20 protein-coding genes and 1 pseudogene are annotated in these 25,110 nt (G+C 71.9%); 5 read left to right on the top strand and 16 right to left on the bottom strand.

Features of this window, described 5'->3' with window-relative positions; genetic code table 11:
* Positions 1-15: 15 nt before the first annotated feature.
* The 9 genes from AAW13_RS26590 to AAW13_RS26550 all read right to left on the bottom strand — a co-directional run bounded on the left by AAW13_RS26590 (position 16) and on the right by AAW13_RS26550 (position 11,017).
* The gene (locus tag AAW13_RS26590; RefSeq protein WP_046733822.1) at positions 16-1,536 is read right to left on the bottom strand and encodes an NCS1 family nucleobase:cation symporter-1; all 1,521 of its coding nucleotides are present in this window, start codon (positions 1,534-1,536) and stop codon (positions 16-18) included.
* A gap of 132 nt (positions 1,537-1,668) precedes the next feature.
* Positions 1,669-2,691: a TIGR03842 family LLM class F420-dependent oxidoreductase gene (locus tag AAW13_RS26585; RefSeq protein WP_046733823.1), complete on the bottom strand. Its 1,023-nt coding sequence runs from the start codon at positions 2,689-2,691 to the stop codon at positions 1,669-1,671.
* An 11-nt stretch (positions 2,692-2,702) separates the two neighbouring features.
* Positions 2,703-4,106: a dihydropyrimidinase gene (gene hydA, locus AAW13_RS26580; RefSeq protein ID WP_046733824.1), complete on the bottom strand. Its 1,404-nt coding sequence runs from the start codon at positions 4,104-4,106 to the stop codon at positions 2,703-2,705.
* Between the two features lie 121 nt (positions 4,107-4,227).
* A complete protein-coding gene (locus tag AAW13_RS26575; protein WP_046733825.1) occupies positions 4,228-5,070 on the bottom strand; it encodes a nitrilase-related carbon-nitrogen hydrolase in 843 nt (280 codons plus the stop codon).
* Between the two features lie 168 nt (positions 5,071-5,238).
* Positions 5,239-6,825: a PucR family transcriptional regulator gene (locus tag AAW13_RS26570; protein WP_046733826.1), complete on the bottom strand. Its 1,587-nt coding sequence runs from the start codon at positions 6,823-6,825 to the stop codon at positions 5,239-5,241.
* Positions 6,826-7,014: 189 nt separating this feature from the next.
* Positions 7,015-8,298, bottom strand: coding sequence for an aspartate aminotransferase family protein (locus AAW13_RS26565; protein WP_046733827.1), 1,284 nt, complete (start codon positions 8,296-8,298; stop codon positions 7,015-7,017).
* Positions 8,295-9,137: a nitrilase-related carbon-nitrogen hydrolase gene (locus AAW13_RS26560; protein ID WP_046733828.1), complete on the bottom strand. Its 843-nt coding sequence runs from the start codon at positions 9,135-9,137 to the stop codon at positions 8,295-8,297. The genes AAW13_RS26565 and AAW13_RS26560 overlap by 4 nt, the downstream gene beginning before the upstream one ends.
* Before the next feature lie 138 nt (positions 9,138-9,275).
* On the bottom strand, positions 9,276-10,637 hold the full coding sequence (locus tag AAW13_RS26555; RefSeq protein ID WP_046733829.1) for a hypothetical protein: 1,362 nt from the start codon (positions 10,635-10,637) through the stop codon (positions 9,276-9,278).
* A gap of 128 nt (positions 10,638-10,765) precedes the next feature.
* Positions 10,766-11,017 carry a helix-turn-helix domain-containing protein gene (locus tag AAW13_RS26550; RefSeq protein WP_046733830.1) on the bottom strand — a complete coding sequence of 84 codons (252 nt, stop codon included), beginning with the start codon at positions 11,015-11,017 and terminating at the stop codon, positions 10,766-10,768.
* Between the two features lie 44 nt (positions 11,018-11,061).
* Here AAW13_RS26550 and map point away from each other — a divergent pair, with 44 nt between their 5' ends.
* The 3 genes from map to AAW13_RS26535 all read left to right on the top strand — a co-directional run bounded on the left by map (position 11,062) and on the right by AAW13_RS26535 (position 15,338).
* Positions 11,062-11,841 (top strand): type I methionyl aminopeptidase, encoded by a 780-nt coding sequence (gene map, locus AAW13_RS26545; protein ID WP_046733831.1) that lies wholly within the window; start codon positions 11,062-11,064, stop codon positions 11,839-11,841.
* A 608-nt stretch (positions 11,842-12,449) separates the two neighbouring features.
* The gene (locus tag AAW13_RS26540; protein WP_046733832.1) at positions 12,450-12,698 is read left to right on the top strand and encodes a hypothetical protein; all 249 of its coding nucleotides are present in this window, start codon (positions 12,450-12,452) and stop codon (positions 12,696-12,698) included.
* Between the two features lie 93 nt (positions 12,699-12,791).
* Positions 12,792-15,338 (top strand): ATP-dependent Clp protease ATP-binding subunit, encoded by a 2,547-nt coding sequence (locus AAW13_RS26535; protein WP_046733833.1) that lies wholly within the window; start codon positions 12,792-12,794, stop codon positions 15,336-15,338.
* A gap of 74 nt (positions 15,339-15,412) precedes the next feature.
* Here AAW13_RS26535 and ggt read toward each other — a convergent pair whose 3' ends face one another.
* Positions 15,413-17,209: a gamma-glutamyltransferase gene (gene ggt / locus AAW13_RS26530; RefSeq protein WP_206306283.1), complete on the bottom strand. Its 1,797-nt coding sequence runs from the start codon at positions 17,207-17,209 to the stop codon at positions 15,413-15,415.
* A 142-nt stretch (positions 17,210-17,351) separates the two neighbouring features.
* Here ggt and AAW13_RS26525 point away from each other — a divergent pair, with 142 nt between their 5' ends.
* Complete coding sequence (locus tag AAW13_RS26525; protein ID WP_046733834.1) at positions 17,352-18,116, top strand: hypothetical protein; 765 nt, start codon at positions 17,352-17,354, stop codon at positions 18,114-18,116.
* Positions 18,117-18,232: 116 nt separating this feature from the next.
* Positions 18,233-19,801, top strand: coding sequence for a CocE/NonD family hydrolase (locus AAW13_RS26520; RefSeq protein WP_046733835.1), 1,569 nt, complete (start codon positions 18,233-18,235; stop codon positions 19,799-19,801).
* Positions 19,802-19,843: 42 nt separating this feature from the next.
* On the opposite strand, the pseudogene AAW13_RS47020 reads toward AAW13_RS26520, so the two are convergent.
* The 6 genes and pseudogenes from AAW13_RS47020 to AAW13_RS26490 form a co-directional block, all read right to left on the bottom strand.
* Positions 19,844-20,077, bottom strand: a pseudogene (locus AAW13_RS47020) (amino acid ABC transporter permease); the annotation flags it as partial.
* 219 nt (positions 20,078-20,296) lie between these two features.
* The gene (locus AAW13_RS26510; RefSeq protein WP_046733836.1) at positions 20,297-20,704 is read right to left on the bottom strand and encodes a DUF6278 family protein; all 408 of its coding nucleotides are present in this window, start codon (positions 20,702-20,704) and stop codon (positions 20,297-20,299) included.
* A 16-nt stretch (positions 20,705-20,720) separates the two neighbouring features.
* Complete coding sequence (locus AAW13_RS26505) at positions 20,721-21,500, bottom strand: exodeoxyribonuclease III (protein WP_046733837.1); 780 nt, start codon at positions 21,498-21,500, stop codon at positions 20,721-20,723.
* Between the two features lie 36 nt (positions 21,501-21,536).
* Positions 21,537-22,172 carry an MBL fold metallo-hydrolase gene (locus AAW13_RS26500; RefSeq protein WP_046733842.1) on the bottom strand — a complete coding sequence of 212 codons (636 nt, stop codon included), beginning with the start codon at positions 22,170-22,172 and terminating at the stop codon, positions 21,537-21,539.
* A 28-nt stretch (positions 22,173-22,200) separates the two neighbouring features.
* The gene (gene pcaDC, locus AAW13_RS26495) at positions 22,201-23,532 is read right to left on the bottom strand and encodes a bifunctional 3-oxoadipate enol-lactonase/4-carboxymuconolactone decarboxylase PcaDC (RefSeq protein WP_046733843.1); all 1,332 of its coding nucleotides are present in this window, start codon (positions 23,530-23,532) and stop codon (positions 22,201-22,203) included.
* 202 nt (positions 23,533-23,734) lie between these two features.
* The coding region (locus AAW13_RS26490; protein WP_240528748.1) for an SWIM zinc finger family protein at positions 23,735-25,110 on the bottom strand (1,376 nt) is incomplete at its 5' end.

Raw genomic sequence — 25,110 nt, 5'->3', positions numbered from 1 at the left:
CTGCCCCTGCACGCGTCATGCCTCCTTGGGCGGCACCAGCCGGGTCAGGCCCAGGTACAGCACCAGGGACGTGCCGAGGCCGACCGCCCAGCCGTAGTCGGCGAGCGAGGACAGCGCGGGGATCGGCCGTCCGTCGATCAGCGGCTTGAAGCTGGCTCCGCCGATCGCGAGCACGCCGCCGGCCAGGAAGGCCACCACCGCCCGCCAGTTCCAGCCGCCGTCGTACCAGTACCGGCCGCCGGAGCGGTACAGGTCGGTCAGGTCGAGACGGGTACGGCGGAGCAGCCAGTAGTCGGCGATGAGGATGCCGGCCACCGTGCCGAGCAGACCGCCGACCAGCCCGAGCCAGGTGAAGATGTAGCCCTGCGGGTCCGAGTACAGCTTCCACGGGAAGATCAGCACCGCGAGGACCGAGGTGATCAGGGCGCCGGTGCGGAAACTGATCTTCCGGGGCGCGATGTTGGAGAAGTCGAAGGCGGGCGACACCAGGTTGGCCGCGATGTTCACGGAGAGCGTCGCGACGAGGACCGTGACCAGGGCGTAGAGCAGGCCGACCACGTTGTCCGTCTTGGCGGCCAGCTGGACCGGGTCCCAGATCGGCTGCCCGTAGACGGCCTGGGATCCGGAGGTCACCAGGACCGAGAGGAACGCGAAGAGCGTCATGGTGGTCGGCAGGCCCAGGGCCTGGCCGCGGGTCTGGGCCTTCTGCGACTTGCCGTAGCGGGTGAAGTCGGGGATGTTCAGCGACAACGTGGACCAGAAGCCGATCATGCCCATCAGCGAGGGCCAGAACAGCTTCCAGAAGTCGCCGCCCCAGCCGAGCTTGGACGGCTGGTCGAAGAGCGGGCCGAGGCCGCCGGCCTTGTCGCTCATCCAGATCAGCATCACGAAGGCGCCGACCAGGACGAAGGGCGCGGCCCAGTTCTCGAAGCGCCGGATGGTGTCCATGCCCCGGTAGATGATCGCGACCTGGAGCACCCAGAAGAGCGCGAACGACAGCCACATGGTCCAGGCGTAGCCGCCGATGTGCGAGGCGTTCGCCCAGCTGTCGCCGATCAGCTTGCCGGCCAGGAAGAAGATCGCCTCGCCGCCGATCCAGGTCTGGATGCCGAACCAGCCGCAGGCCACCAACGCCCGTACGACGGCGGGCAGGTTGGCGCCGCGGACCCCGAAGGAGGCGCGGGCGAAGACCGGGAAGGGGATGCCGTACTTGGGTCCGGCGTGCCCGGTGAGGAGCATCGGGACGAGGACGATCAGGTTGGCCAGGGCGATGGTGAACACGGCCTGTTTCCAGTCCATGCCGACCGCGATCAGCCCGGAGGCCAGGGTCCAGGACGCCGTGTTGTGGGCCATGCCGACCCACAGCGCGGAGAAGTTGTACGTGGTCCAGGTGCGCTTGGCGACGGGGACCGGCAACAGGTCCTCGTTGGCGTACGGACCGCTCGGCGGCGGGGAGCCCGGGGTGAGCTCGACGCGCCCGTCGGGGAGGGCGACTTGACCGGACAGGGGTATGGCGGAGGGAGCGGTGTCGGTCATGGGCAGGCCAATCGGGGTGAGGTGGGACGGGAGAGAGGCCGTGCGGGCGGGCTGGGGGGGTACGCGAGTGGGGTGCGCCCTGACCCCCTCCCCGGGACGGCGGGAAGGGGGAGACCGATGGCGAGGGGGCGGCTAACCGTTGACGGCGGGGATGACCTTCGTCCCGTACGCGTCGATGGTGGCCTCCTGCGCGTCGTGCATGTCGTAGACGGCGAACTGGTCCACGCCCAGTTCCCGCAGCGCGGTCAGCTTCTCGATGTGCTTCTCCACCGGCCCGATGACACAGAAGCGGTCCACGATCTCGTCGGGCACGAACTCGGTGTCGGGGTTGCCGCTGCGTCCGTGGTGGGAGTAGTCGTACCCCTGGCGGGCCTTGATGTAGTCGGTGAGTTCGTCGGGAACGGCGGCGGAGTGCGCGCCGTACTTGGCGACCAGGTCGGCGACGTGGTTGCCGACCATGCCGCCGAACCAGCGGCACTGGTCGCGGGCGTGCGCAAGGGCCTCGGGGGAGTCGTCCTCCGTGACGTACGCGGGGGCGGCGACACAGATCCGCACCTCGGACGGATCGCGGCCGACGGCGACGGCCGCGTCCTTCACCGCCTTCACCATGTACTCGGTGAGGTAGAGGTCGGAGAGCTGGAGGATGAAGCCGTCGGCCTCCTCGCCGGTCATCTTCAGGGCCTTCGGACCGTACGCGGCCATCCAGACGGGCAGCCTGGCACCCGGCTTGATCCAGGGGAACCTGATCACCGTGCCGTCCCCGAAGTCGGCCTCGCCGCCGCTGCCGAGGGCGCGGATCACCTTCATGGCCTCGCTGATCCGGGCGAGCGTGTTGGGCTTGCGGCCCGCCACCCGCATCGCGGAGTCGCCGCGGCCGATACCGCAGACGGTTCTGTTGCCGAACATGTCGTTCAGGGTGGCGAAGGTGGAGGCGGTGACCTCCCAGGTGCGGGTGCCGGGGTTGGTGACCATGGGCCCCACCGTCAGCTTGGTGGTGTTGGCGAGGATCTGGCTGTAGATCACGAACGGCTCCTGCCAGAGCACGGCCGAGTCGAAGGTCCAGCCGTACGAGAAGCCGTTGCGTTCGGCCCGTTTCATCAGGCTGATGACACGGGAGGCGGGCGGGTCGGTCTGTAGGACGAGTCCGAAGTCCATCGGCGCCACTCCTAGTTGAGGTACTGACAGGTGGAGCGCGGGGTGTAGACGCCGTGCCCGGCGTGTCCGGTGTACTCCCGCTCGGTGATGACGGGTACGCCGCGCGAGAGGACGGTCTCGACCCGGCCGGTGAGACGCCTGCCCTCGTACGCCGAGTAGTCGACGTTCATGTGGTGGGTCTCGGCGGAGACGGTCTGCTCGGCGTGCGGGTCGTAGATGACGACGTCGGCGTCGGCGCCCGGGGTGATGGTGCCCTTCTTCGGGTACATCCCGAACATCCGGGCCGGGTTGGCGCAGGCGATCTCGATCCAGCGGCGGCGGGAGAGGTGGCCGTCGACGACGGCCTGGTGGAGCAGGTCCATCCGGTTCTCCACGCCGGGCAGACCGTTGGGGATCTTCGAGAAGTCGCCGCGGCCCAGTTCCTTCTGGCCCACGAAGCAGAAGGGGCAGTGGTCGGTGGAGACCACCTGGAGGTCGTCGGTGCGCAGCCCCTGCCAGAGCTTGGCCTGGTGCTCCCTGGGGCGGAGCGGCGTGCTGCACACGTACTTCGAGCCCTCGAAGTCGGGTTCGGCAAGGTTGTCCGTCGACAGGAAGAGGTACTGCGGACAGGTCTCGCCGAAGACCGGAAGCCCCTCGTCCCGGGCCCGCGCCAGCTCGGCGACGGCCTCCATCGCCGAGACGTGCACGACGTAGAGAGGGGCGCCGGCGACCTGGGCGAGCTTGATGGCCCGGTGCGTGGCCTCGGCTTCGAGCAGCGCCTTGCGCACCTCGCCGTGGTACCGCGGATCGGTCTCGCCGCGTGCCAGTGCCTGTTCCACCAGCACGTCGATGGCGATGCCGTTCTCGGCGTGCATCATGATCAGGCCGCCGTTCTCGGCGGAGCGCTGCATGGCGCGCAGGATCTGGCCGTCGTCGGAGTAGAAGACACCGGGGTAGGCCATGAACTGCTTGAAGGAGGTCACCCCCTCCTCCACCAGCAGGTCCATCTCCTTCAGCGTCTCCTGGTTCACATCGGAGACGATCATGTGGAAGCCGTAGTCGATGGCGCAGTTGCCCTCGGCCTTGGCGTGCCAGGTGTCGAGGCCCTCGCGCAGGCTGTGGCCGACGCTCTGCACGGCGAAGTCGACGATGGTGGTGGTGCCGCCCCAGGCGGCGGCCCGGGTGCCGGTCTCGAAGGTGTCGGAGGCGAAGGTGCCGCCGAACGGCAGCTCCATGTGGGTGTGGGCGTCGACACCGCCCGGGATGACGTACTTGCCGGTGGCGTCGATGGTGCGCTCGGCGGTGAACGCGTCCGCGGCGGGTGTGCCCGTCGCCGCGAGGGCGGCGATGCGGCCGTCCTCGATCAGGACGTCGGCGTGGATCTCGTCGGACGCGGTGATGACGAGTCCGCCGCGGATTACTGTCCGGCCGGTCATGGGGTCCTCTCCTTCGTGGTCACATGCAGGTCCGACGTGGCTGGTCGCGCAGTTCCTCCCCCGGCCTTCGGCCGGGGGCACCCCCAGCGCCCCTCACGGGGCGCTCTTCCGACGGGTGCTTCTACGGGGCCGTCAGGGGGCCGTAGGCGTCGGGGCGGCGGTCGCGGAAGAACTGCCAGCGGTCGCGGACCTCGCGCAGCTTGGCCAGGTCCAGGTCGCGGACGACGAGTTCGGTCTCCTTGTCGCTCGCCACCTCGCCGACGAACTGGGCTTCCGGGTCAACGAAGTAGGAGGTGCCGTAGAAGTCGTTGTCGCCGAGGTCCTCCACGCCGACCCGGTTGATCGCGCCGACGAAGTACTCGTTGGCGACGGCCGCCGCCGGCTGCTCCAACTGCCAGAGGTAGCGGGAGAGTCCGCGCGAGGTGGCCGACGGGTTGAAGACGATCTCGGCGCCGGCGAGGCCCAACGCCCGCCAGCCCTCGGGGAAGTGGCGGTCGTAGCAGATGTAGACGCCGATCTTCCCGACGGCCGTCTCGAAGACCGGCCAGCCGGCGTTGCCCGGCCGGAAGTAGAACTTCTCCCAGAACCCGGGGACCTGGGGGATGTGGTGCTTCCGGTACTTGCCGAGGTAGGAGCCGTCGGCGTCGATCACGGCCGCGGTGTTGTAGAGGACGCCCGGCTGCTCCTCCTCGTACACCGGCAGGATCAGGACGAGGCCGAGTTCGCGGGCGAGGGCCTGGAAGCGCTGGACGACCGGGCCGTCCGGGACCTGTTCGGCGTACTCGTAGAACGCCTTGTCCTGCACCTGGCAGAAGTAGGGGCCGTAGAACAGTTCCTGGAAGCAGAGGACCTGGGCGCCCTGCGCGGCCGCGTCGCGGGCCGCCTGTTCGTGGACCTGGATCATCGATTCCTTGTCGCCGGTCCAGGCGGTCTGGAAGAGGGCGGCACGGATCACTCGGCTCATCGGGACCTCCGGTAGCTCGGGGGTGCGTCGCTCGGTGCGAGGAGCCTAGGAAGTCCGCGAGCGGCCTTCGACTGCCAGCGTGTCACGTCTGCGGGCGGTCGGCGTGCCACCGTGTCACGTTGTCGATGACTCATGTTTCACCGCCGTTTTCCCAGGTCGTCCGGTGTTTCACTGCTGTTGCGCGTCATGCGCGAGGAGTGCGATGTGCACGGAGGCCGCCTGCTCGAAATCGTCGAGGTCGACGCCGAGCCGGGTCTGTATCGCCTCCAGCCTGCGGTACAGGGCGGGCCGGGAGACATGGTGGAGCTGGGCGGTGCGGGACTTGTTGCGGCCGGTGGCGAGGTAGGTCCGCAACACGTCGAGCAGGTCCTGGCCGGCGCCGGTGCCGTTGGCGCGGAGCAGCCCGTCCAGCTCCCGCTCGGCGAAGGACTGGACGTGCGGGTCGTCCCGCAGCAGCCGGATCAGACCCCGCAGGTGCACGTCCTTGAGCCGTACGACCGCCGGGAGGGTGAGGCCGGTGGTCGTGTCGGCGACCGCGTCGGCCACGTGCTGGGCCTCGCGCAGACCGGCGGGCACGTCGTCCCAGGCGGTGCAGGGGCCCGCGGCGGCGACCACCGTGGCGTCCGGGGGTGCCTCGCCGTGCAGCCGGGTGGCGAAGTGCGCGGCGAGGGCGTCGGCGTCCTGGTCGCGGGCGAGGCTGAGGAGCACGGCGGTGACGTGTTCGGTGAGTTCGGCGACGAGTCCGGGCAGGCCGAGCAGGCGCAGGGTCCGCTCCAGCCGGGCGGGGTCGCAGTCGCGCACGACGAGCGGCACGAAGGTGCGCCGGTTGACCGGCAGGCCCGCCGCCCGTGCCCTGGGCAGCAGTTGGCGTGCCGGTACGACCCCGGAGACCAGGTCGGTGAGCAGGCTCTGCGCGGACTGCTCCTCCCAGCTGTGCGCGGAGCCGCCGCCGAGCATCCGGTGCAGGACGAGGGCCTCGGCGCCGCGGTCGGCCAGCAGCCGTCCGGTGACGGCGTCGCCCCGGTAGCCGCAGAGCATGAGCCGGCCCCAGCGTTCGCCGCGGCCGGCCAGTTCGGCGCGGATCCAGCCGTCGCCCTCGGCGCCGCCGGCCTGCCGTGCGATGCGCTCCCAGTCGCGCAGCACGTCGTCGACCGCGGACCGCTCCCCCGCGGTGGCCAGCACCCGGTGCGCGAGGTTGGTGACGACGACCGGGCAGGCGCTGTGCACGGCGACTTCGTCGAGGAGCCGCTGGAGGGGGGCGTCGGCCGTGATGAGACCGGTGAGGGCGGTCCGGACGGACTCGGAGAGGCTGACGGCGGCGAACTTCCGGCGCACCAGCCGGGACTGGACCTCCTCCGTGAGCTCGGCGAAGGGGAAGGGGCGGTGCAGGACCACCAGGGGCAGGCCGCAGCGGTCCGCCGCGCGGCGCATCGCGTCCGGGGCCGCCGGGAAGGCGCGGCCGAGGCCGAGGACGACCGCGGCGGCCTCGGCCCGGTACAGGGACTGGATGTACTCGGCCTGTTTGTGCTCGTCGCCGGCGAGCAGGACGCCGGTGGTCAGGACCATCTCGCCGCCGCTGAGCATGACGCCGACGTCGGGGGCCTCGGCCACGTGCACCCAGCGGACGGGGCGGTCGAGGTGGGCGGTGCCGGCGACCACCTCGGGGTCGCCGGCCAGGACCCTCTCCAGCGCGAGGATCTGACGGACCGACAGTACGGGGTCTGTGGCGTTCGGGAGCTCCCAAGTGGCGGTCATCTTGCGTGGTCCCTCGGTCGGGTTCGGTGCGTGTGGCGGCCTGCGGGCCGGTGGGGACCGGTCGCGCAGTTCCCCGCGCCCCCGACGGGGCCTCGTGCAACGCCCTCGAAGGGGCGCGGGGACCACGCGACCAGCCACGACGGCGCCGCAGTCGACACACGACGTGTCGCGGCGCCTCCGGCGGAGCGCCTAGTAGGCACTCCTCAGGGCCTGTTCGAGGATCGCCGCGCCCTCCTCCGCCTCCGCCACCGTGAGGGACAGCGGCGGGGCGATGCGCAACGCGCTCGTGTTGTGGCCGCCGCCCTTGCCGATCAGGAGGCCGCCTTCCCGGGCCGCCTCCAGGACCGCCGAGGCCGACTTGGGGTCGGCCTCGTCCGTGCCGGGCTTGACCAGTTCGACGCCGAGCATCAGACCGCGACCCCTCACCTCCCGTACCCCGGGCAGCTGGGCGGCGACCGCCCGCAGGCGTTCGATGAGCAGGCCGCCGACCCGGCGGGCGTTGCCCTGGAGGTCGTGTTCCAGGAGGTACGACAGGTTGGCGAGGCCCGCCGCCATGGTGATCTGGGTGCCGCCGAACGTCGAGATGCTGTTGGAGTCGAGGCAGTTCATGATCTCGGAGCGGGCCACCACACCGCCGATCGACATGCCGTTGCCGATGCCCTTGGCGAAGGTGAGGATGTCCGGCGGGCCGCTCTGCCCGTGCGCCTGCCAGCCCCAGAAGTGCTCGCCGGTGCGCCCCCAGCCGGTCTGCACCTCGTCGGCGATCCAGAGGATGCCCTGTTCCTGGAGCACCTTGCGGAAGGCCGCGTACAGCCCGTCGGGCGGGGAGGTGAAGCCGCCGACGCCCTGGATCGGTTCGGCGATCAGGGCGGCCGGCGGACGGGTGTGGCCGAGCAGGTCGCGCAGGTCGGCGACGCAGGCCGCGATGAAGTCACGGTCGTTCAGCTCGGCGAACGGCCCCCGGGTGCGAACGCCACCGTGGACGTACAGCGTCTGGAGCGGGGACAGCGAGGTCGGGGACCAGCCCTTGTTGCCGGTGATGCCGACCGAGCTGAAGGAACGGCCGTGGTAGCTGTTACGCATCGCCAGGACCGTGTTCGTCCGGCGGTACGTCGTCGCCAGCAGCAGGGCCGTGTCGTTGGCCTCGGTGCCGGACGTCGTGAAGAACACCCGGGCGTCGGGGATACCGCTCAACTGGGCGATACGCTCCGCCAGTTCGACCATAGGACGGTTGAGGTAGAGCGTGGAGGAGTGGATGATCCGGCCGGCCTGCTCACTCACCGCCTTCGTCACCTCGGGCAGCGCGTGCGCGGTCATCGTGGTGAGGATGCCACCGAAGAAGTCGAGGTAGCGGTTGCCGTCCGCGTCCCAGACGTGCCGGCCCTCGCCGTGTGTGATCTCCAGCGGCTCGTCGTAGTAGAGGGCCAGCCAGTCGGGCAGGACCTGGCGATGGCGGGCGAAGAGGTCGTTCACGGCTGTACCAGCCCTTCGTAGGCGTCGGGACGGCGGTCGCGGTAGAAGGCCCACTGCTGCCGCACCTCGTCGATCAGGTCGAAGTCGAGGTCACGGACGACGAGTTCCTCGCTCTCGTCGCTCGCGACCTCCCCCACGAACTGCCCACGTGGATCGACGAAATAGCTTGTCCCGTAGAAATCGTTGTCCCCGTACTCCTCCTGGCCCACCCGGTTGATGGCGGCCACGAAGTACTCGTTGGCGACGGCCGCGGCCGGCTGCTCCAGCCGCCAGAGGTACGACGAGAGTCCGCGGTGGGTGGCCGACGGGTTGTACACCAACTGGGCTCCGCCGAGGCCGAGTTCCCGCCATCCCTCGGGGAAGTGGCGGTCGTAGCAGATGTACACGCCGACCTTGCCGACGGCGGTGTCGAAGACCGGCCAGCCCAGGTTTCCCGGTTTGAAGTAGTACTTCTCCCAGAAGCCCTTGACCTGCGGGATGTGGTGCTTGCGGTACTTGCCGAGGTAGCTGCCGTCGGCGTCGATCACGGCGGCGGTGTTGTAGTAGAAGCCGGACTGCTCGACCTCGAAGACGGGGACGACGATCACCATGCCGGTCTCACGGGCGAGTTCTCGCATACGGCGGACGGTCGGGCCGTCCGGGACCGGTTCGGCCCAGCGGTAGTGCTCGGGTTCCTGGACCTGGCAGAAGTAGGGCGCGTTGAAGACCTCCTGAAATCCGATGATCTTCGCGCCCCGGCGGGCGGCCTCACGGGCGTGCACCTCGTGTTTCGCCACCATGGACTCGGTGTCGCCGGTCCAGGTCGCCTGGACCAGGGCGGCGCGTACGACGTTGGCCATGAGCTGCTCCTTCTACGCCCGTAGAGGGTCGAAAGTAAGCCTCCTCGGAGTCCTTGCCAAGACCATCGTCGTCAAGCCGCGGAGTCGATCGTGTTTCCTACCCTGGTGGAGGAGTGCGGGGCGTCCCGGCCACGCCGGTCAGGACGCGAGGCCCGCCACCCTGAGCGCGTGCAGCAGATCCCGGTGGCGCTGGTCCGAGATCGCCTGTGCCGAGCCGAGGAGCAGCGGGACCAGGCGCCGCGGATCCGGCTCCGCGCACCGTGCCGCCTCCTCCGGGGCGCGGACCTGGACGCAGGTGTCCAGCAGGGCACGTGCCTCGCGATGGCGGCCCGCCGTGTCCAGGGCGAGGACGGCCGCGCCGATCTCGGCCGCGGGACGGACCACGCCCTGGCGCAGGATCTGCCGGGCGTCCTCGGCCCTGTCCGCGCCGGCGAGGGCGTCGGCGACCGTCACGAGGCGGTCGGGCGGCAGGGAGGCCGCCTCCCAGAGCAGCGTGGCCCAGTCGGCGTCGAGGCCGGCCGTTCGGAGCGCGTCCGCGAGCGGCGGGAGCCGTGGAGCGGGCCACTGCGCGATCTCGGCGAGCAGCGCGTGCGCCTCGCCGCTGCGGCCCTCCGCCCGCAGCCGTACCAGCAGCTCCACGGCCCCGGCCACGGCCTGCCCGGCGTCCTCGTCGGGCGGCGCCTGCACCGGCTCCGGCCGCGCCGCCGCCTCGGCACCGCCGGCGAACCGGGCGCCGCGCGGCCTGCGCCTGCCGTCGGCCGGACCGGGAGGCGCGGGCGTCCGCGGTACGACGGAGGGCGCGGCCTCGTCGGCGGACATCCCGGCGAACCGGGCACTGCCACGCCGCCGCTTGCGCTGCTTGGCAGGGACGGGCGCGGGAACCGCGGCACCGGAACCATCCCCGCTCCCGGACCCGGCACCACCGGTGACCCGCCCGTCGAGGTCTCCGGCGGCCGCTCCCCCGGCCGCCGGTGCGTCCGTCGGCCCTGCGTCCAGCCGGGACAGCCGGGACAGGCGGGACCGGAGTTCGGCGCACCGGGCGGACGCCCGTTCGTGGTCGTCGCGGGCCCAGGCGAGGTCGAGGTTCAGCGACTCGGCCTCCTCCCTGGAGTGCGCGGAGCCGAGCGCGCGGCCGAGCTGGGCCAGCCGTTCGGCGGCGTAGCGCTGTTCGCGGAGCATGACGTCGAGGCGGTCGCTCAGGTCGTCCCCGGCGCCCGGCCGGGCGTCGTACGCGGCGAGAGCGTCCGCGTGCAGCGGCCGGGCCCGCTCCGCCTCGGACACGGCGGCCTCGGGACCGTAGCCGGTGGCGAGGTCCTGGAGGAGCGCCGCCACGACGTCCCAGGGCGGCACCTCGCGTCCGTCCAGGCAGGCCCGCATGCCGTCGGGGTCACGCTGCCAGAACACGGCGCACCAGCCGCCGCCCTGGTCCAGGCGCGCCAGCAGACCGTTCAGGTAGTTCGCGAACTCCCGTACCCGGCCCGGGAGCTGATCCACAGTCATCGCCCAACTCCCGCCAGACCGGAACACTCCGGTTCCGTAGGCAACACCAGACGTGTTACGGGGCTGCTACGGGGAGTTTTCAGGAGACGCGCAGAGCGCGCTCATCGCCCGGCGCCGGCCGATGAGCGTCAGGCGGGGACGAGGGCGCACCGCGCCACCAGGTCGTCCATCGACAGGCCGAGCGCGCGGGCGAGGGCGGCGACGGTGAAGAACGCCGGGGTCGGGGCCCGCCCGGTCTCGATCTTGCGGAGGGTCTCGGCCGAGATGCCCGCCTCGGCGGCCACCTCCGTCATGCTCCGGGCGCCGCGCGCCTCGCGCAGCAGCCCGCCGAGCCGCTCGCCGCGTTCACGTTCTTCCGGGGTGAGGGGGGTGCGCACCATGCCGTCATTCTAACCCGGTCGAGTAAACCGGTATATTAATTGGCATGGTGGAACTGAAGACAGACACATCGATCGACGCCATGTACGCGGCCGGCCAGGTCGTCGGACGGGCCCTGACAGCCGTACGGGAGGCCGCCGACGTCGGCGTCTCGCTGCTGGAGCTGGACGAGGTGGCCCGGGGAGTGCTCCGCGAGGCCGGCGCCTCCTCGCCCTTCCTCGGCTACCGGCCCTCGTTCGCGCCCACCCCGTTCCCCGCCGTCGTCTGCGCCTCCGTGAACGACGCGATCGTGCACGGCATCCCGACCGCGTACCGGCTGCGCGACGGCGACCTGGTCTCCATCGACTGCGGCGCCGAACTGGACGGCTGGGTCGGCGACTCGGCGATCAGCTTCACGGTCGGCAGACCGCGCCCGGCGGACACCCGGCTCGTCGAGACCGCCGAGCGGGCGCTGGCGGCGGGCATCGCGGCCGCCGTGGTCGGCAACCGCATCGGCGACATCGCGCACGCGATCGGCCGGGTGTGCCGGGAGGCCGGCTACGGCATCCCGGAGGACTTCGGCGGACACGGCATCGGCCGCCGTATGCACGAGGACCCGGGGGTGCCGAACGAGGGGCGCCCCGGCCGCGGCATGCCCCTGCGGCGGGGCCTGGTCATCGCGATCGAGCCCATGCTGATCGGCGGCGGCGGGGACGGCTACCACGCGGCCCCCGACGGCTGGACCCTGCGCACCAACGACGGCTCCCGCGCGGCCCACGCGGAGCACACGGTGGCGATCACGGAGGCCGGACCGCGCGTCCTCACCGAACGCAATTCAAAGGCCTGACACAGCCGGCCTCCGGGCTTCACCTGTCACCGCATGCCCGACCAAGAGTTGCCTGTGCCGCCGAGCAGCCCCATCAGGGCGCCCTTATACCTGTCCGAGGCGGCCGGGAAAGGGCCGCCCCCGGCAGCGAAGGAGTTCACATGGAAAACGTGCGCATGCGGGTACCGGTCCCTCGGCCCACGCGGCGGCGCCCGGTACCGCCGCCGCCTCCGCCTCAGGGCGGCCGGCCGCCCCGCCCGATCACCGGCGGCCGCTGATTCCGTGACGTGACACCGTTCGCGGCGGGCGGACCGGCGAGGGAACGCCCTCCCTCGCCGGTCCGCGCCCCGGGCCGCCCGAGGCGGCGGAAGGGCGATGTGCCGGCGGCACGCGAAGATCTCACCGGTCACCGCATTCCGCAGACTGTGGCCGATCACCCGGCCGGAAAGAATTCAGCTGTGGACCGCGGCGGCCTGCCCGACGATATCCGTCGGATGCGATACGGCGGCAATTCCAGGTTTTCTCCTTGACCAGCCGTGCCGAGGAATCACCCGAGGCACGTCCCGCCCCGACGACGGACCGGGTGGGGCCCGGCGGACGGCAGCTCTCCCGATGGCCGGCAGCGGCGGGTGGCGATCGCGCGGGCACTGGTGCGCGACACCCCGGTCCTCGTCCTGGACGAGCGGGCCACCGGCCTCGACGGCGAGTCCGCACGCCGGGTGATGGAGCCGCTGCGGCGTCCGACGGCCTCCCGGACCACCTTCCTGACCACGCACGACGCCCGACCGGCCGCCCAGGCCGATGCCGTCCCGCCCGTCGGCCCGCTGCCCGAACCGCTGGACATGCCCCCCATGGGCGGGCGTGCGAAGGTGGTGTGACCGGGCCCTGCGAGGGGCACCCGCGTGGACCGGCACGTCGACCAGCGAGCGCGTCCCGCCAGGCGCCGGGACGCCGGAACGGAACGAACGCTCATGACCAGCGGCTACCCCGGACCGGGCGACTACGGACAGGACCCCTTCGGCGAGTTCCTCGCCCGCTTCTTCGGCGGCGGCGGACCGCGTCAGGGCCCGCGCCAGATCGACATCGGCAGGCTGCTCAGTCAGCCCGCCAGGGAGCTGGTCAAGGGCGCCGCCCAGTACGCCGCCGAACACGGCAGCCGGGACCTCGACACCGAGCACCTGCTGCGCGCCGCCCTCACGGCCGAGCCCACCCGCTCCCTGCTCAGCAGGTCCGGTGCGGATCCCGACTCGCTGGCCCACCAGATCGACGACCGGGCCGGGCCGGTCCGGCACTCGCCCGGCGAGGCGCCCCCGCCGACCTCGCTGTCCCTCACCCCCGCCGTCAAGCGGGCCCTGCTGGACGCGCACGACCTGGCGCGGGCCGGCGGGGCCGGGTACATCGGCCCCGAACACGTCCTGGGGGCCCTCGCGGCCAACCCCGACTCGGCCGCCGGGCACATCCTGAACGCCGCCCGGTACGCCGCCGCGGGCCTCCCCCCGGACGCCCCCGAGACCGACCGCTCCCTCTCCGGCACCGACACCCGGCGCCGTACCGGCACGCCCACCCTGGACAAGTTCGGCCGCGATCTGACCGAGCTGGCCGCACAGGGCCGTATCGACCCGGTGATCGGGCGCGACGACGAGATCGAGCAGACCATCGAGGTGCTGTCCCGGCGTGGCAAGAACAACCCCGTGCTGATCGGCGACGCGGGGGTCGGCAAGACCGCGATCGTCGAGGGCCTCGCCCAGCGGATCGCCGACGGGGACGTGCCCGACATCCTCTCCGGGCGCCGGGTGCTCGCCCTCGACCTGCCCGGCGTGGTCGCGGGCACCCGCTTCCGCGGTGACTTCGAGGAGCGGCTGAACACCATCGTGGGCGAGATCCGGGCCCACTCCGACCAGTTGATCGTCTTCATCGACGAACTGCACACCGTGGTCGGCGCCGGGGGCGGCGGCGAGGGCGGCGCGATGGACGCGGCCAACATCCTCAAACCGGCCCTCGCCCGGGGCGAGCTGCACATCGTGGGCGCGACCACCCTGGAGGAGTTCCGCAAGATCGAGAAGGACGCGGCGCTGGCCCGCCGCTTCCAGCCGATCATGGTGCCCGAGCCGACGGTCCCGGACGCCATCGAGATCCTGCGCGGCCTGCGCGACCGCTACGAGGCCCACCACCAGGTCCGCTACACCGACGAGGCGCTGGTCGCCGCCGTGGAGCTGTCCGACCGCTACCTCACCGACCGCAGGCTGCCGGACAAGGCGATCGACCTGATCGACCAGGCTGGCGCCCGCGTCCGGCTCGGCTCCCGTACCAAGGGCAGCGACGTACGGGCCATGGAGCGCGAGATCGAACAGCTCGTCCGGGACAAGGACCAGGCGGTCGCCGACGAGCAGTACGAACACGCCACCCGGCTGCGCGACAGGATCGGCGAGTTGAAGACCCGCATCACCGAACTGTCCGGCGAGGACCAGGCGGACGAGGGGCTGAACCTGGAGGTGACGGCCGAGGCGATCGCCGAGGTGGTGTCCCGCCTGACCGGCATCCCGGTGAGCAGCCTCACCCAGGAGGAGAAGGAACGGCTGCTCGGGCTGGAATCACACCTGCACCAGCGGGTCATCGGTCAGGACGAGGCGGTCGCGGCCGTCGCCGAGGCGGTGCTCCGCTCCCGCGCCGGGCTCGCCAGTCCGAGCCGCCCGATCGGCAGCTTCCTCTTCCTCGGCCCGACCGGTGTCGGCAAGACCGAACTGGCCCGCGCGCTCGCCGAGGTGCTGTTCGGCAGCGAGGACCGGATGGTCCGCCTGGACATGAGCGAGTACCAGGAACGCCACACGGTCTCCCGGCTGGTCGGTGCCCCGCCCGGATACGTCGGCCACGAGGAGGCCGGCCAGCTCACCGAGGTGGTCCGCCGCCATCCGTACTCGCTGCTCCTGCTCGACGAGGTGGAGAAGGCCCACCCGGACGTCTTCAACATCCTGCTCCAGGTCCTGGACGACGGCCGGCTGACCGACTCCCAGGGCCGCACGGTGGACTTCACCAACACGGTCATCGTGATGACGAGCAACCTGGGCTCGGACGTGATCAACCGGCGGGGCGCCGGCATCGGTTTCGGCTCCGGCGGCGAACAGGCCACGGAGGAGGCCCGCCGTGAACAGGTGCTGCGCCCGCTCCGGGAGCACTTCCGCCCGGAGTTCCTCAACCGCATCGACGAGATCGTGGTCTTCCGCCAGCTCACCGGCGAGCAGCTGCACCAGATCACCGAACTCCTGCTGGAGCACACCCGGCGCATGCTGCACGCCCAGGGCATCACGGCCCACTTCACGGACGCGGCGGTCACCTGGCTGGCGGACCACGGCTACCAGCCGGAGTACGGCGCCCGCCCGCTGCGCCGCACGATCCAGCGGGAGGTCGACAACCAGCTGTCCCGCATGCTCCTGGACGGCACGGTCAAGGATGGCAGCAGCGTGACAGTGGACGTCACCCACGGACGCTTGGAATTCCGCCCGCGGAAGGCACCCGTTTAGGGACGCGGGGCTGTGCTGACATGAGGCTCCGCCGCGTGGGCGCGACCAGCCCCCCAGGCAGCCGCACCCGGCGTCTACGGCGCAGGATCCACCACGGCGGCCGACCCTCCACCCCGCCGCACGGTCTCAGCCGCGGCCAGCCACTTCCCACCGGGCAACCGCTGCACCCCGGTCGCCGCTCCGATCTCCGGGTTCAAAGAGAACGAATGGCCGATCGCCTCCAACTTCCCCCGCAGCACGGGGTCGTTGTACAGCGCCGGTTCCAACTCGGTCTTGGCGGCGTTCCGCTGCGAGGCACGAGGCGCCGCGATCGCGTCCACCAACGGCAGGTGCCGGTCGAGGAACTCGGTCAGCACCTGGAGCACGGTGGTGATGATGGTCGCCCCACCGGGCGACCCCACCGCGACCACCGGCCGGTTCGCCTTGTCGAGCACGATCGTCGGTGAGATGGAGGACCGCGGCCGCTTCCCGGGACCGGGCAGGTTCGGGTCGTGCACCGCGGGGTTCGCCGGGGCGAACGAGAAGTCGGTCAGCTCGTTGTTGAGCAGGAACCCCCGCCCGGGAACCGTGATCGCGCTGCCACCGGTCTGCTCGATGGTCAGCGTGTAGGAGACGACGTTGCCCCACTTGTCGGCGACGGTGAGGTGAGTGGTGTTCTCCCCCTCGTACGTGGTCGGCGCCGGAGTTCCCGTCGAGCCCGGGTCGTTGGGGTCGCCCGGCGCGACCGGGCTGGTCAGCACGGCGTCGTCACTGATCAGTTTCGCCCGCTCGTCGGCGTACCGCTGGGACAGCAGCCCCTTCGTCGGCACGTCCTCGAACGCGGGGTCGCCGACCCAGCGCCCCCGGTCGGCGAAGGAGATCCGGCTCGCCTCGATGAAGTGGTGCAGGTACTGCACCTCTCCGGCCTTGGCGAGGTCGGTGTTCTCCAGGATGTTGAGCGCTTCCCCGACCGTCGTCCCGCCGGACGAGGACGGCGCGATCGAGTACACCTTCAGCCCGCGGTACGACGTCTCGGTCGGCGCCTGCGACTTCGCGCGGTAGGCGGCGAGGTCCTTCGCGGACAGCTTGCCCGCCCGCGCCTTCCACCCCGAACCCGGGTCCACCGGCGGGTTGTTGACGGTCGACACGATGTCCTTGCCGAGGTCGCCCCGGTAGACCGTCCCGATCCCCTTCCTGCCCAGCTCCCGGTACGTACGGGCCAGCTCGGGGTTCTTGAAGGCGGATCCGACCACCGGCAGCTGCCCGCCCGGCAGGAACAGCTTCGCCGTGTCGGGGAAGTACCGGAACCGGGTCTCGTTCGCGGCGGTCTGCGAGCGGAAGGTGTCGTCCACGACGAACCCCTTGTCGGCGATCCGCTCGGCCGGCTTCAGGACCGTGCCGAGCCGCTCGGTCCCCCACCGGTCCAGCGCCGACTGCCAGGTTGCGGGCGTGCCCGGCGTGCCGACGCTCAGGCCGCTGCTCACCGCGTCCGCGAAGGCGAGCGGTGTGCCGTTCTCCACGAACAGGTTCGAGTCGGCGGTCAGCGGCGCGGTCTCGCGGCCGTCGATGGTGTGGACGGTCCGGGACCTGGCGTCGTAGTAGACGAAGTAGCCGCCTCCGCCGATGCCGGACGAGTAGGGCTCGGTGACGCCGAGCGCCGCGGCGGTCGCCACGGCCGCGTCGACCGCGTTGCCGCCCTTGCGCAGTACCTCGATCCCGGCGGCGGTGGCGTCCGCGTCGACGCTGGAGACGGCGCCACCGTACCCGACGGCGACCGGGCTCTTCCGGACGGCCGTGCCGCCGGAGTGGGCCGGGGGCGCGGCCGCCCCTACCGACACCACGACGGCCGAGACCGCCAGGACGGTGAGTTTCCGCGCGACAGGGCGACGCATCCGCACCTCCAGTTCGGGAACGTCCGCGCAGCGTATCCGCGAGGTGGCGGCCCCGACAGCCGGATTCAGGGCACTTCATACGACTGGCACACTTCGAACACGGGTACGTTCCGGCCACCCGCGCCCGCTAGCATGCGCGCCCATGAATGACGACCTGCGCAACATTGTCCTCGGTGTGGTGGCCGCCGGCATCAGCGCCGCGCTCGGCTGGCTGGCCCGCACCTATCTCTGGCGGCGGAAGCTCCGCCGCAAGCAGGCCTTCTTCGGACTTCCGGAGAACTCGGAGTCGCTGCTGGTCGTCAACCGCGATCCGGCCACCTCCGAGCCGGCGGTGCACCGGTTCGACGTGTTCGCGCTGCTGGAGCTGGCCGCGCTGATCAAGGACTGCGGCGCGAACCTCCAGATGGTGACGCAGGACAACGTCCAGCAGGGCTTCGGGGAGCGTACGGAGTTCTGTGTCGGCGGGCCGGGTTCGAACCGCCGGATGCTCGCCCACATGGGAGCCATGCTGCCCGGCATACGCGTCAACGTCGATCCCGAGCCGGGCCCGGACCGCGGTGCCTTCCAGATCGGCACCGAGCGCTACCGGCTGGATCCGGGCATCACGGAGCATGTGCTGCTCGCCCGGCTGACGGCGGGCCAGCGCCCCGACGCCCGCCCGGTGTTCCTGTTCTGCGGGCAGCGCGCGATCACCAACCAGGCTGCCACCCGCTACCTCGCCCGCAACCACGAGCGGCTCGCCCGCAAGCACGGCAACAGTTCCTTCGTCCTCCTGCTGAAGGTCGTCAACTCGCAGGCGTACGGCCCGGACGTGGTCGAACTGGTCGCGGACGTCACCCGTGCCGCACAGGCGCCGCTGCCGTCGGCGGCGACCGAGCCCGCACGCTCGTCCCACCGCGCGTCCTGAGTACCTGCACACTTCAACAATCTTTACCGGCACGTAACTTACCGGCGGGTTACTTCCGGTAAGACGTCGCGGTTACCGTCTGGTCACTTTGCACTGACACGAGTGAGGAGAGACCGATGGGACACGGTCGTCGTACCACCGCTCCACGCACCGCCGCCGCGGCCGCCGCGGCCGCCCTGATCGCCGGTACCGTCGTCGGCCTGGCTCCGGCGGCCCAGGCCGCCGGCTCCGTCCGCTTCGTCGACATCACCGGCGACGGCGGCACGGTCCTGAAGGCGAACGTCGTCACGCCCACGGGCGCCGGCGCCACGCACCCCCACCCGCTCATCGTGCTGCCCACGAGCTGGTCGTTCCCCCAGGTCGAGTATCTGGCCCAGGCCCAGAAGCTCGCGGACTCCGGTTACATCGTGCTCAGTTACAACGTGCGCGGGTTCTGGCAGTCGGGCGGGCAGATAGAAGTGGCCGGTCCGCCGGACGTGGCGGACGCGTCCCGGGTCATCGACTGGGCCCTCGCCAACACCGCCGCCGATCCACGGCACATCGGGATCGCGGGGGTGTCGTACGGCGCCGGGATCAGCCTGCTGGCCGCCGCGCACGACAAGCGGATCACCGCGGTCGGCGCGCTCAGCGGCTGGGCGGACCTGATCGACTCGATCTACTCGGGGCGCACCCAGCACGTCGAGGCGGCGGCCCTGCTGGACGGCACGGCGACGCTCACCGGCCGCGAGAGCCCCGAGGCCGCGCAGGTCTTCAAGGACTTCTACGCCTCGAACATGGACCGGGAACAGGCCATGATCGAATGGGGGGCGAAACGTTCCGTCGCGACCTATGTCGACCAGCTGAACAAGAACGGCGCGGCCGTCTTCATGGCCAACGCCTGGAGCGACAGCATCTTCCCGGCCAACCAGTACGCCGGTTTCTACGGGAAACTGACCGTGCCCAAGCGCCTGGAACTCAGGCCCGGCGACCACGCCACCGCCGAGATCTCCGGCCTGCTCGGGCTGCCCAACGACGTGTGGACCGACACCGAGCGGTGGTTCGACCACTATCTCAGGGGTACGGACAACGGCGTCGACCGCGAGCAGCCCGTCCAGCTCAAGTCCCGTACCGGCGGCGGCTACGAGGGCTACCCGGACTGGAAGTCGGTGGGCGCCACCCGCCGCAAGCTCGACCTCGCCGGCTCCACCACCATCCACGCGAACGTCGACTCGGGCGCGGACGGCGGGGTGGTCCTGCTCTCCGGCCTCCTCGACCAGGTCGCCAAGGTGCCGCCGGTCGCCTCGATCCCGCTGCTGCCCCGCCGTTGGGCCGCCGTCTGGCAGTCCGAGCGGTACGGCGGCACGCAACAGGTCCGCGGCACCGCCCGGTTGCACACCACCCTGACCCCGACCAAGGAGAGCGGCACCCTCGTCGCCTACCTGTACGACGTGGGCCCGCTCGGCCTCGGCAAACTGGTCACCCACGCGCCGTACACCTGGTACGACCGGGCGCCCGGCGAGGCGTTCGACGTCGACCTGGACCTGTTCTCCACGGCCTACGACGTCCCGGCCGGCCACCGGCTCGCGCTGGTGATCGACACGGTGGATCCGCTCTACATCGAGCACAACCCGTCCGGCGCGCAGCTGACCTTCTCCTCGCCGGTGAACGACCCGTCCTACGTGTCCGTTCCGCTGCGCGAGCAGTGATCTCCGGCTGCCGCCGGCCGGGCCTGGCCCTGGCTGCTGCTCCTACGGTCGAGGGGCCGTTGGGGGTCCCCCACCGGGCAGCAGCGTCCCTGGTTCGGCCGGGGCCGCCTCGACGGCCCCGGTCTCGGGACTGCGCCGCTCCCGTCGGGCCGGCCGGCCGGCGGACCACGAGAGCGACACGTACATCCCGGCGCGGATCGGCGAGATCGCCATCACCACAGGGATGAACGGCAAATCGTAGTCGAGGTTGGACGCGATCGGTTTCCCGGCACGGAGAACTCCTGGTGGGTGGCGGGGACATGGCAGCCGAGGGCGGGGCCGGCAGCGAGGCGCCGTACGTGGCGCCACCCGCTGCCGGCAAGGTCGCGGTCGCCGCAAACTATCCAGCCGCGGGTGACCTTGCGGCGCGACACGCACCTTCCGGACATAAGCCGTATTTACGTCGCCCTTATGCCGTGCCCGATGACCCCTTCGGGAGCCTGCGCACGGCGTCGGTCAGGCCTCGGAGACCTCCGCGTACAGCTGCGAGAGCTCGGGAACGCCGCTCGCGGCCCAGTCTTGGCCGGACCCGACCACCTCGAACTCCCGCCCGGAGGACAGCCGTACGACCGGCTCGCCGTCGGCGCGGATCTCCCACTGCGCGCCGGGCACGGTCCGGATCAGGACGGTGCCCAGATACAGGCCGGCGTCGGTCCCGAGCCAGGCCAGCCGCTCCTCGTCGTCCCGCCAGCGCGGGAGCAGCTGGTCGAGCGCCTCCAGCGAGGCCGGGGTGTCGTCGAGCGCGACGCCGTCCTCGGCCGCCTGGGCGCGCAGCAGCTCGCACTCGGCGAGCAGCTCGGGGTCCGCGGTGTGGGGGACGTCACCGGCCTGGCCGTGCCTGTTGCCCAGAAAGGGGATGTGCATGGTCCCAGGTTGACACTCAGACCTCCAGGTCCACCACCACCGGGGCGTGATCGGACGCGCCCTTTCCCTTGCGCTCCTCGCGGTCCACGTAGGAGTCCTTGACGGCCTTGGCGAACGGCTCGTTGCCGTACACCAGGTCGATGCGCATACCGCGGTTCTTGGGGAAGGCGAGCTGGCGGTAGTCCCAGTAGGTGTACGGGTGGTCGTACTTCAGGGGGCGCGGGACCACGTCGGACAGGCCCACCTCGCGCAGGGCGGTCAGGGCGGCCCGCTCGGCCGGGGTGACATGGGTGAGGCCCTCGAAGGCGGCGGGGTCGAAGACGTCGTCGTCCGTCGGCGCGACGTTGTAGTCGCCGAGGACCGCGAAGGGGCGGCTGCCGCCCGCGTCACCGGCCACCGCCGCCTTCAGCGCCTCGAACCACTGGAGCTTGTACGCGTAGTGCGGGTGGTCCACCTCGCGGCCGTTGGGCACGTACACCGACCAGACGCGGACCGGGCCGCAGGTCGCCGAGATCGCGCGGGGCTCCACCCCGCCGTCGTAGCCCGTGTCGCCCGGCAGGCCCTTGACGACGTCCTCCAGGCCCGCCTTCGACAGCACCGCCACGCCGTTCCACCGGCCGGTCGCGTTCACCGCCGCCTCGTAGCCGAGCTCGCGCAGGGGCTCGAACGGGAACTGCTCCTCGGCGACCTTGGCCTCCTGGAGGCAGAGCACGTCGGTGCCGCTGCTCTCCAGCCAGGCCAGCAGCCTCGGCAGGCGGGCGGTGATCGAGTTCACGTTCCAGGTCGCGATGCGCATGCCCCACAACCTACCGGGCCCCTCTGACAACGTGCCTCAGACGTCGGCGGAGGCCCCCGCGGCCAGCCGCAGGTGCTCCGTGCCGCCCAGGGCGCCGACCTGACGGTCGTAGATCGGCCGGGCGAGGTCGGTGAGCAGGGCGTCGTGGATGTCGTAGGCGCGCTGCGGCCGCACCTCGCGGACGTAGTCGATGACCTCGGAGATCTTGTTCCAGGGCGCCATCACCGGGAGCATCAGCGTCTCGACGGGGCGGTCGGGGACGGTGAGGGCGTCGCCGGGGTGGAAGACCCTGCCGCCGTCGACGAGATAGCCGACGTTCGTGATGCGCGGGATGTCGGGGTGGATCACCGCGTGCAGTTCGCCGTGCACCTGGACGTCGAAGCCGGCCGCGGTGAACGCGTCGCCGTGGCCGACGGTGTGCACCCGGCCCGGGAACGCCGCCGCGAGCTGGTCGGCGACCGCCTTCAGGGTCCAGATGGCGGCCGCCGGGTCGGCGTCCAGCGCGGCCCGCAGCCGGCCCTCGTCGAAGTGGTCGGCGTGCTCGTGCGTGACCAGGATCGCGTCCGCGCCGACGGCCGCGTCCGCCTCGCTGAACCCGCCGGGGTCGATGACGAGCGTGCGCCCGTCCTTCTCCAGGCGCACGCAGGCGTGGGACATCTTGGTGAGCTTCATGGTCACCATCCTGCCCCCATGCCGTCCGTCAGTCCTCGGGGGTGGTCTCCTCCCGGACGACCTGCTGGGCGACGCGGAACGCGCTGCTCGCCGCCGGCATCCCGCAGTACACCGCCGCCTGGAGCAGCACTTCCTTGATCTCGTCCGGGGTGAGGCCGTTGCGCAGGGCCGCCCGGACGTGGAAGCCCAGCTCCTCCAGGTGGCCGCCCGCGACGAGCGCGGTGAGCGTGACACAGCTGCGCGACCGCCGGTCGAGTCCGGGCCGGTCCCAGATCTCGCCCCAGGCGTAACGGGTGACGAGGTCCTGGAAGTCCCCTGAGAACTCGTCGGCCTGCGCCAGCGCCCGGTCCACGTGCGCGTCCCCGAGCACCTCCCTGCGGACCTTCAGTCCCGCGTCGTACGGGTCGGGCCGGCCGAGCGGCTGCGGCGCCACCGCGGCCGGGGCGATCTCGGCGATCGGCGTGACGTGCGGGGCCATCTGCGGTCCGGGCTGGAGCACCACCTGCGGTCCGGCGGCCAGCACCGGCTTGGGCGGAGCGGCGGGGATCGCCATCTGGCCGGTGGTGGAGTCGAAGGCGGGCTGCCAGGCGGTGGAGAAGTGGCGGACCAGGAGGTCGGTGACGGCGGCCGGCTGCTCGACCGGGACGAGATGGGAGGCGCCGGGCACCACGGCGAGCCGGGCGTCCGGGATCCCGGCGACCAGGGTGCGGGCCTCGGCGGGGCCGGTGACCTGGTCGTCCGAACCGACCAGCACGAGCGTCGGCACGCCGATCCGGCCGATCTCGGTACGGACGTCGAAGCCGGCCAGTGCCTCGCAGGCGGCGATGTAGCAGCCGGGGTCGGTGGTGCGGACCATCTGGACGGCCCACTCGGTGATCGCGGGCTGCGCGGCGGCGAACCCGTTGGTGAACCAGCGCTCGGGCGAGGTCCGGGCGATCGGGTCGAGCCCGTTCGTGCGCACGATCACGCCGCGCTGGCGGAACTCGTCCGCCGTCCCGAACCGGGGGGAGGCGGCCACCAGCGCGAGCGAGGCGATCCGCTCCGGGTGACGCAGGGCGAGCTCCATGCCCACGGCGCCGCCGAGCGCGCAGCCCGCGTAGCCGAAGCGCTGCACGCCGAAGGAGTCGAGGGTGAGCAGCAGCCGGGCGGTCAGCTCGGCGACGGAACCGGCCGGGTGCGCCGGGGCGCCGCCGTGACCGGGCAGGTCGTAACGGAAGACCCGCCACTGCTGGGTCAGCTCCGGGATCTGCCGGTCCCACATGTGCCATGTCGTACCGAGTGAGGGTCCCAGGATCAGGACGGGCGCGTCCTCCGGCCCGTCGAAGCGGTATTGCAGGGTGTTCGTCGGTGTCTCACTCACGCCCTGCACGCTCTCACATCTCACCCTTTCCCACGTGCCCGGGTCGCGTTCCCGCGCAAGCCGTCCCACGTTGTGACAGCCGTGCGAAGATTCTCCGCGCCGGGTCGGCCGGCCGGCGTCGGCCGGTCCAGAGCCACGCCGCGTCATCGGTGGTCAGCGCCCCTGAGACAGCCGCTCGGCCGCCCCGCCGACGGGCCGTCGTCTACAGGTCGTCCGCCGCTCCGAGTCCGGTCAGCGCCCCCACCGGATCCAGGTCCGGGGTGCCTCTGGGCCACCAGTCGTCGTGGCCCGGTTCGGACTCGTAGGCGTACCACAGGCCGTCCTGGCCCAGGCGGAGCTGGACGTGGCCGCCCGGGTGGGTGAGGTGGTTGCGCCAGGGGCGGAACGCCGGCAGGTCGGCGGCGAGGAGCAGCGGCCGGGCCCGGTCGAAGCGGCCGGCCGGCGGATCCCAGGGTTCCTCCAGTACGGCCAGCCCCTCCAGGCCGCCCTGCCGCCAGGCGGCGACCGCGCGTGCCAGGTCGCCCGGGGTACGCCCGACGGCGTCCGCGAGCGACGCGTAGAGGGCGCGCGTGGACGCGGTCAGACCGGAACCGGGGCGGGCGGCGGCCAGCCGTACCGCGTCCTGCCAGAGGGTCAGTTCGCCGACCGGGTCGTGTCCGGTGGTGAGCAGGGCGTGGGCGCGGGCCGCCGCGTCGGTGGCCAGCTGGTCCAGCGCGAAGGGGTCCGGGCCGCCGGGCACGCCCGGATAGACCGGGGGCTGCTCGGGGTGTGCCGGGACCGGCAACGGCGCCGGCAGCGGTGGGAGCTGACGGGGCACCAGGGCCTCGGTGGCCCGGACGCCGGGCAACGCCACCGGCCGGCGTTCCCGGGCGGCGCGGGCGGCGTTGCGCCGGGACAGCGCGTCCAGCAGGTCCCGCTCGCCACGGCCGCGCAGCAGGAGCAGCACGAACGGGTCGGCGTCCAGGAGCCGCGCGGTCTGGTAGCAGAGGGCGGCCGCGTGCTTGCAGGGGTGGCCGAAGTCGGGGCAGCTGCAACGGGGTCCGAGTTCTCCCGGGCCGGGCAGCAGCGGGACCCCGCTGTCGGCGAGGGCCTGCGGCAGCTCCTTGTCGAGCAGGGCCGCGATGTCCCCCGGCCGGTCGGCGGCGGCCTCCAGGAAACGCTCCCACTCCTCCTCGCCGAGGGTGCGCAGCCGGAGTTGGACGCGGTACGGCCGGGGCCGGCTTCCCTGCACGTACGCGAGCACCGCTCCCGGGGTCACGGTGATGGCGTCCACCTGTCCCTGCTCGGCGTAACTCCGCCCCCGCGCCAGCCGCTTGACGTCCAACGCTCCCTGCTCCAGGGCCCGGACCCAGGCATTGCCCCACCAGGTCTCGGCGAACTCCTCGACGGAGCCGGTGGCGGTGGCGGTGGCGGTAGTGGCGGCGGCTCGGGACGGCAGGGAGGGGAAGGTGCGGCGGAGTTCGGTGTCGCGGTGAGGGGTGGCCATGGTGCGCGGAAGGTGGGGGGTGCCCGACTCGGCGCCGTCGCCGGTCGAGGACGAGGGGAGGGTGGGTACGGCGGCGGGGGCGTGCTCGGGGG

The sequence above is a fragment of the Streptomyces humi genome (assembly GCF_001005085.2).
In the GTDB taxonomy this organism is placed as follows: Bacteria; Actinomycetota; Actinomycetes; order Streptomycetales; family Streptomycetaceae; genus Streptomyces; species Streptomyces humi.
The sequence above is the reverse complement of the archived record's forward strand: the minus strand, read 5'-3'. Positions and strand labels throughout refer to the sequence as shown.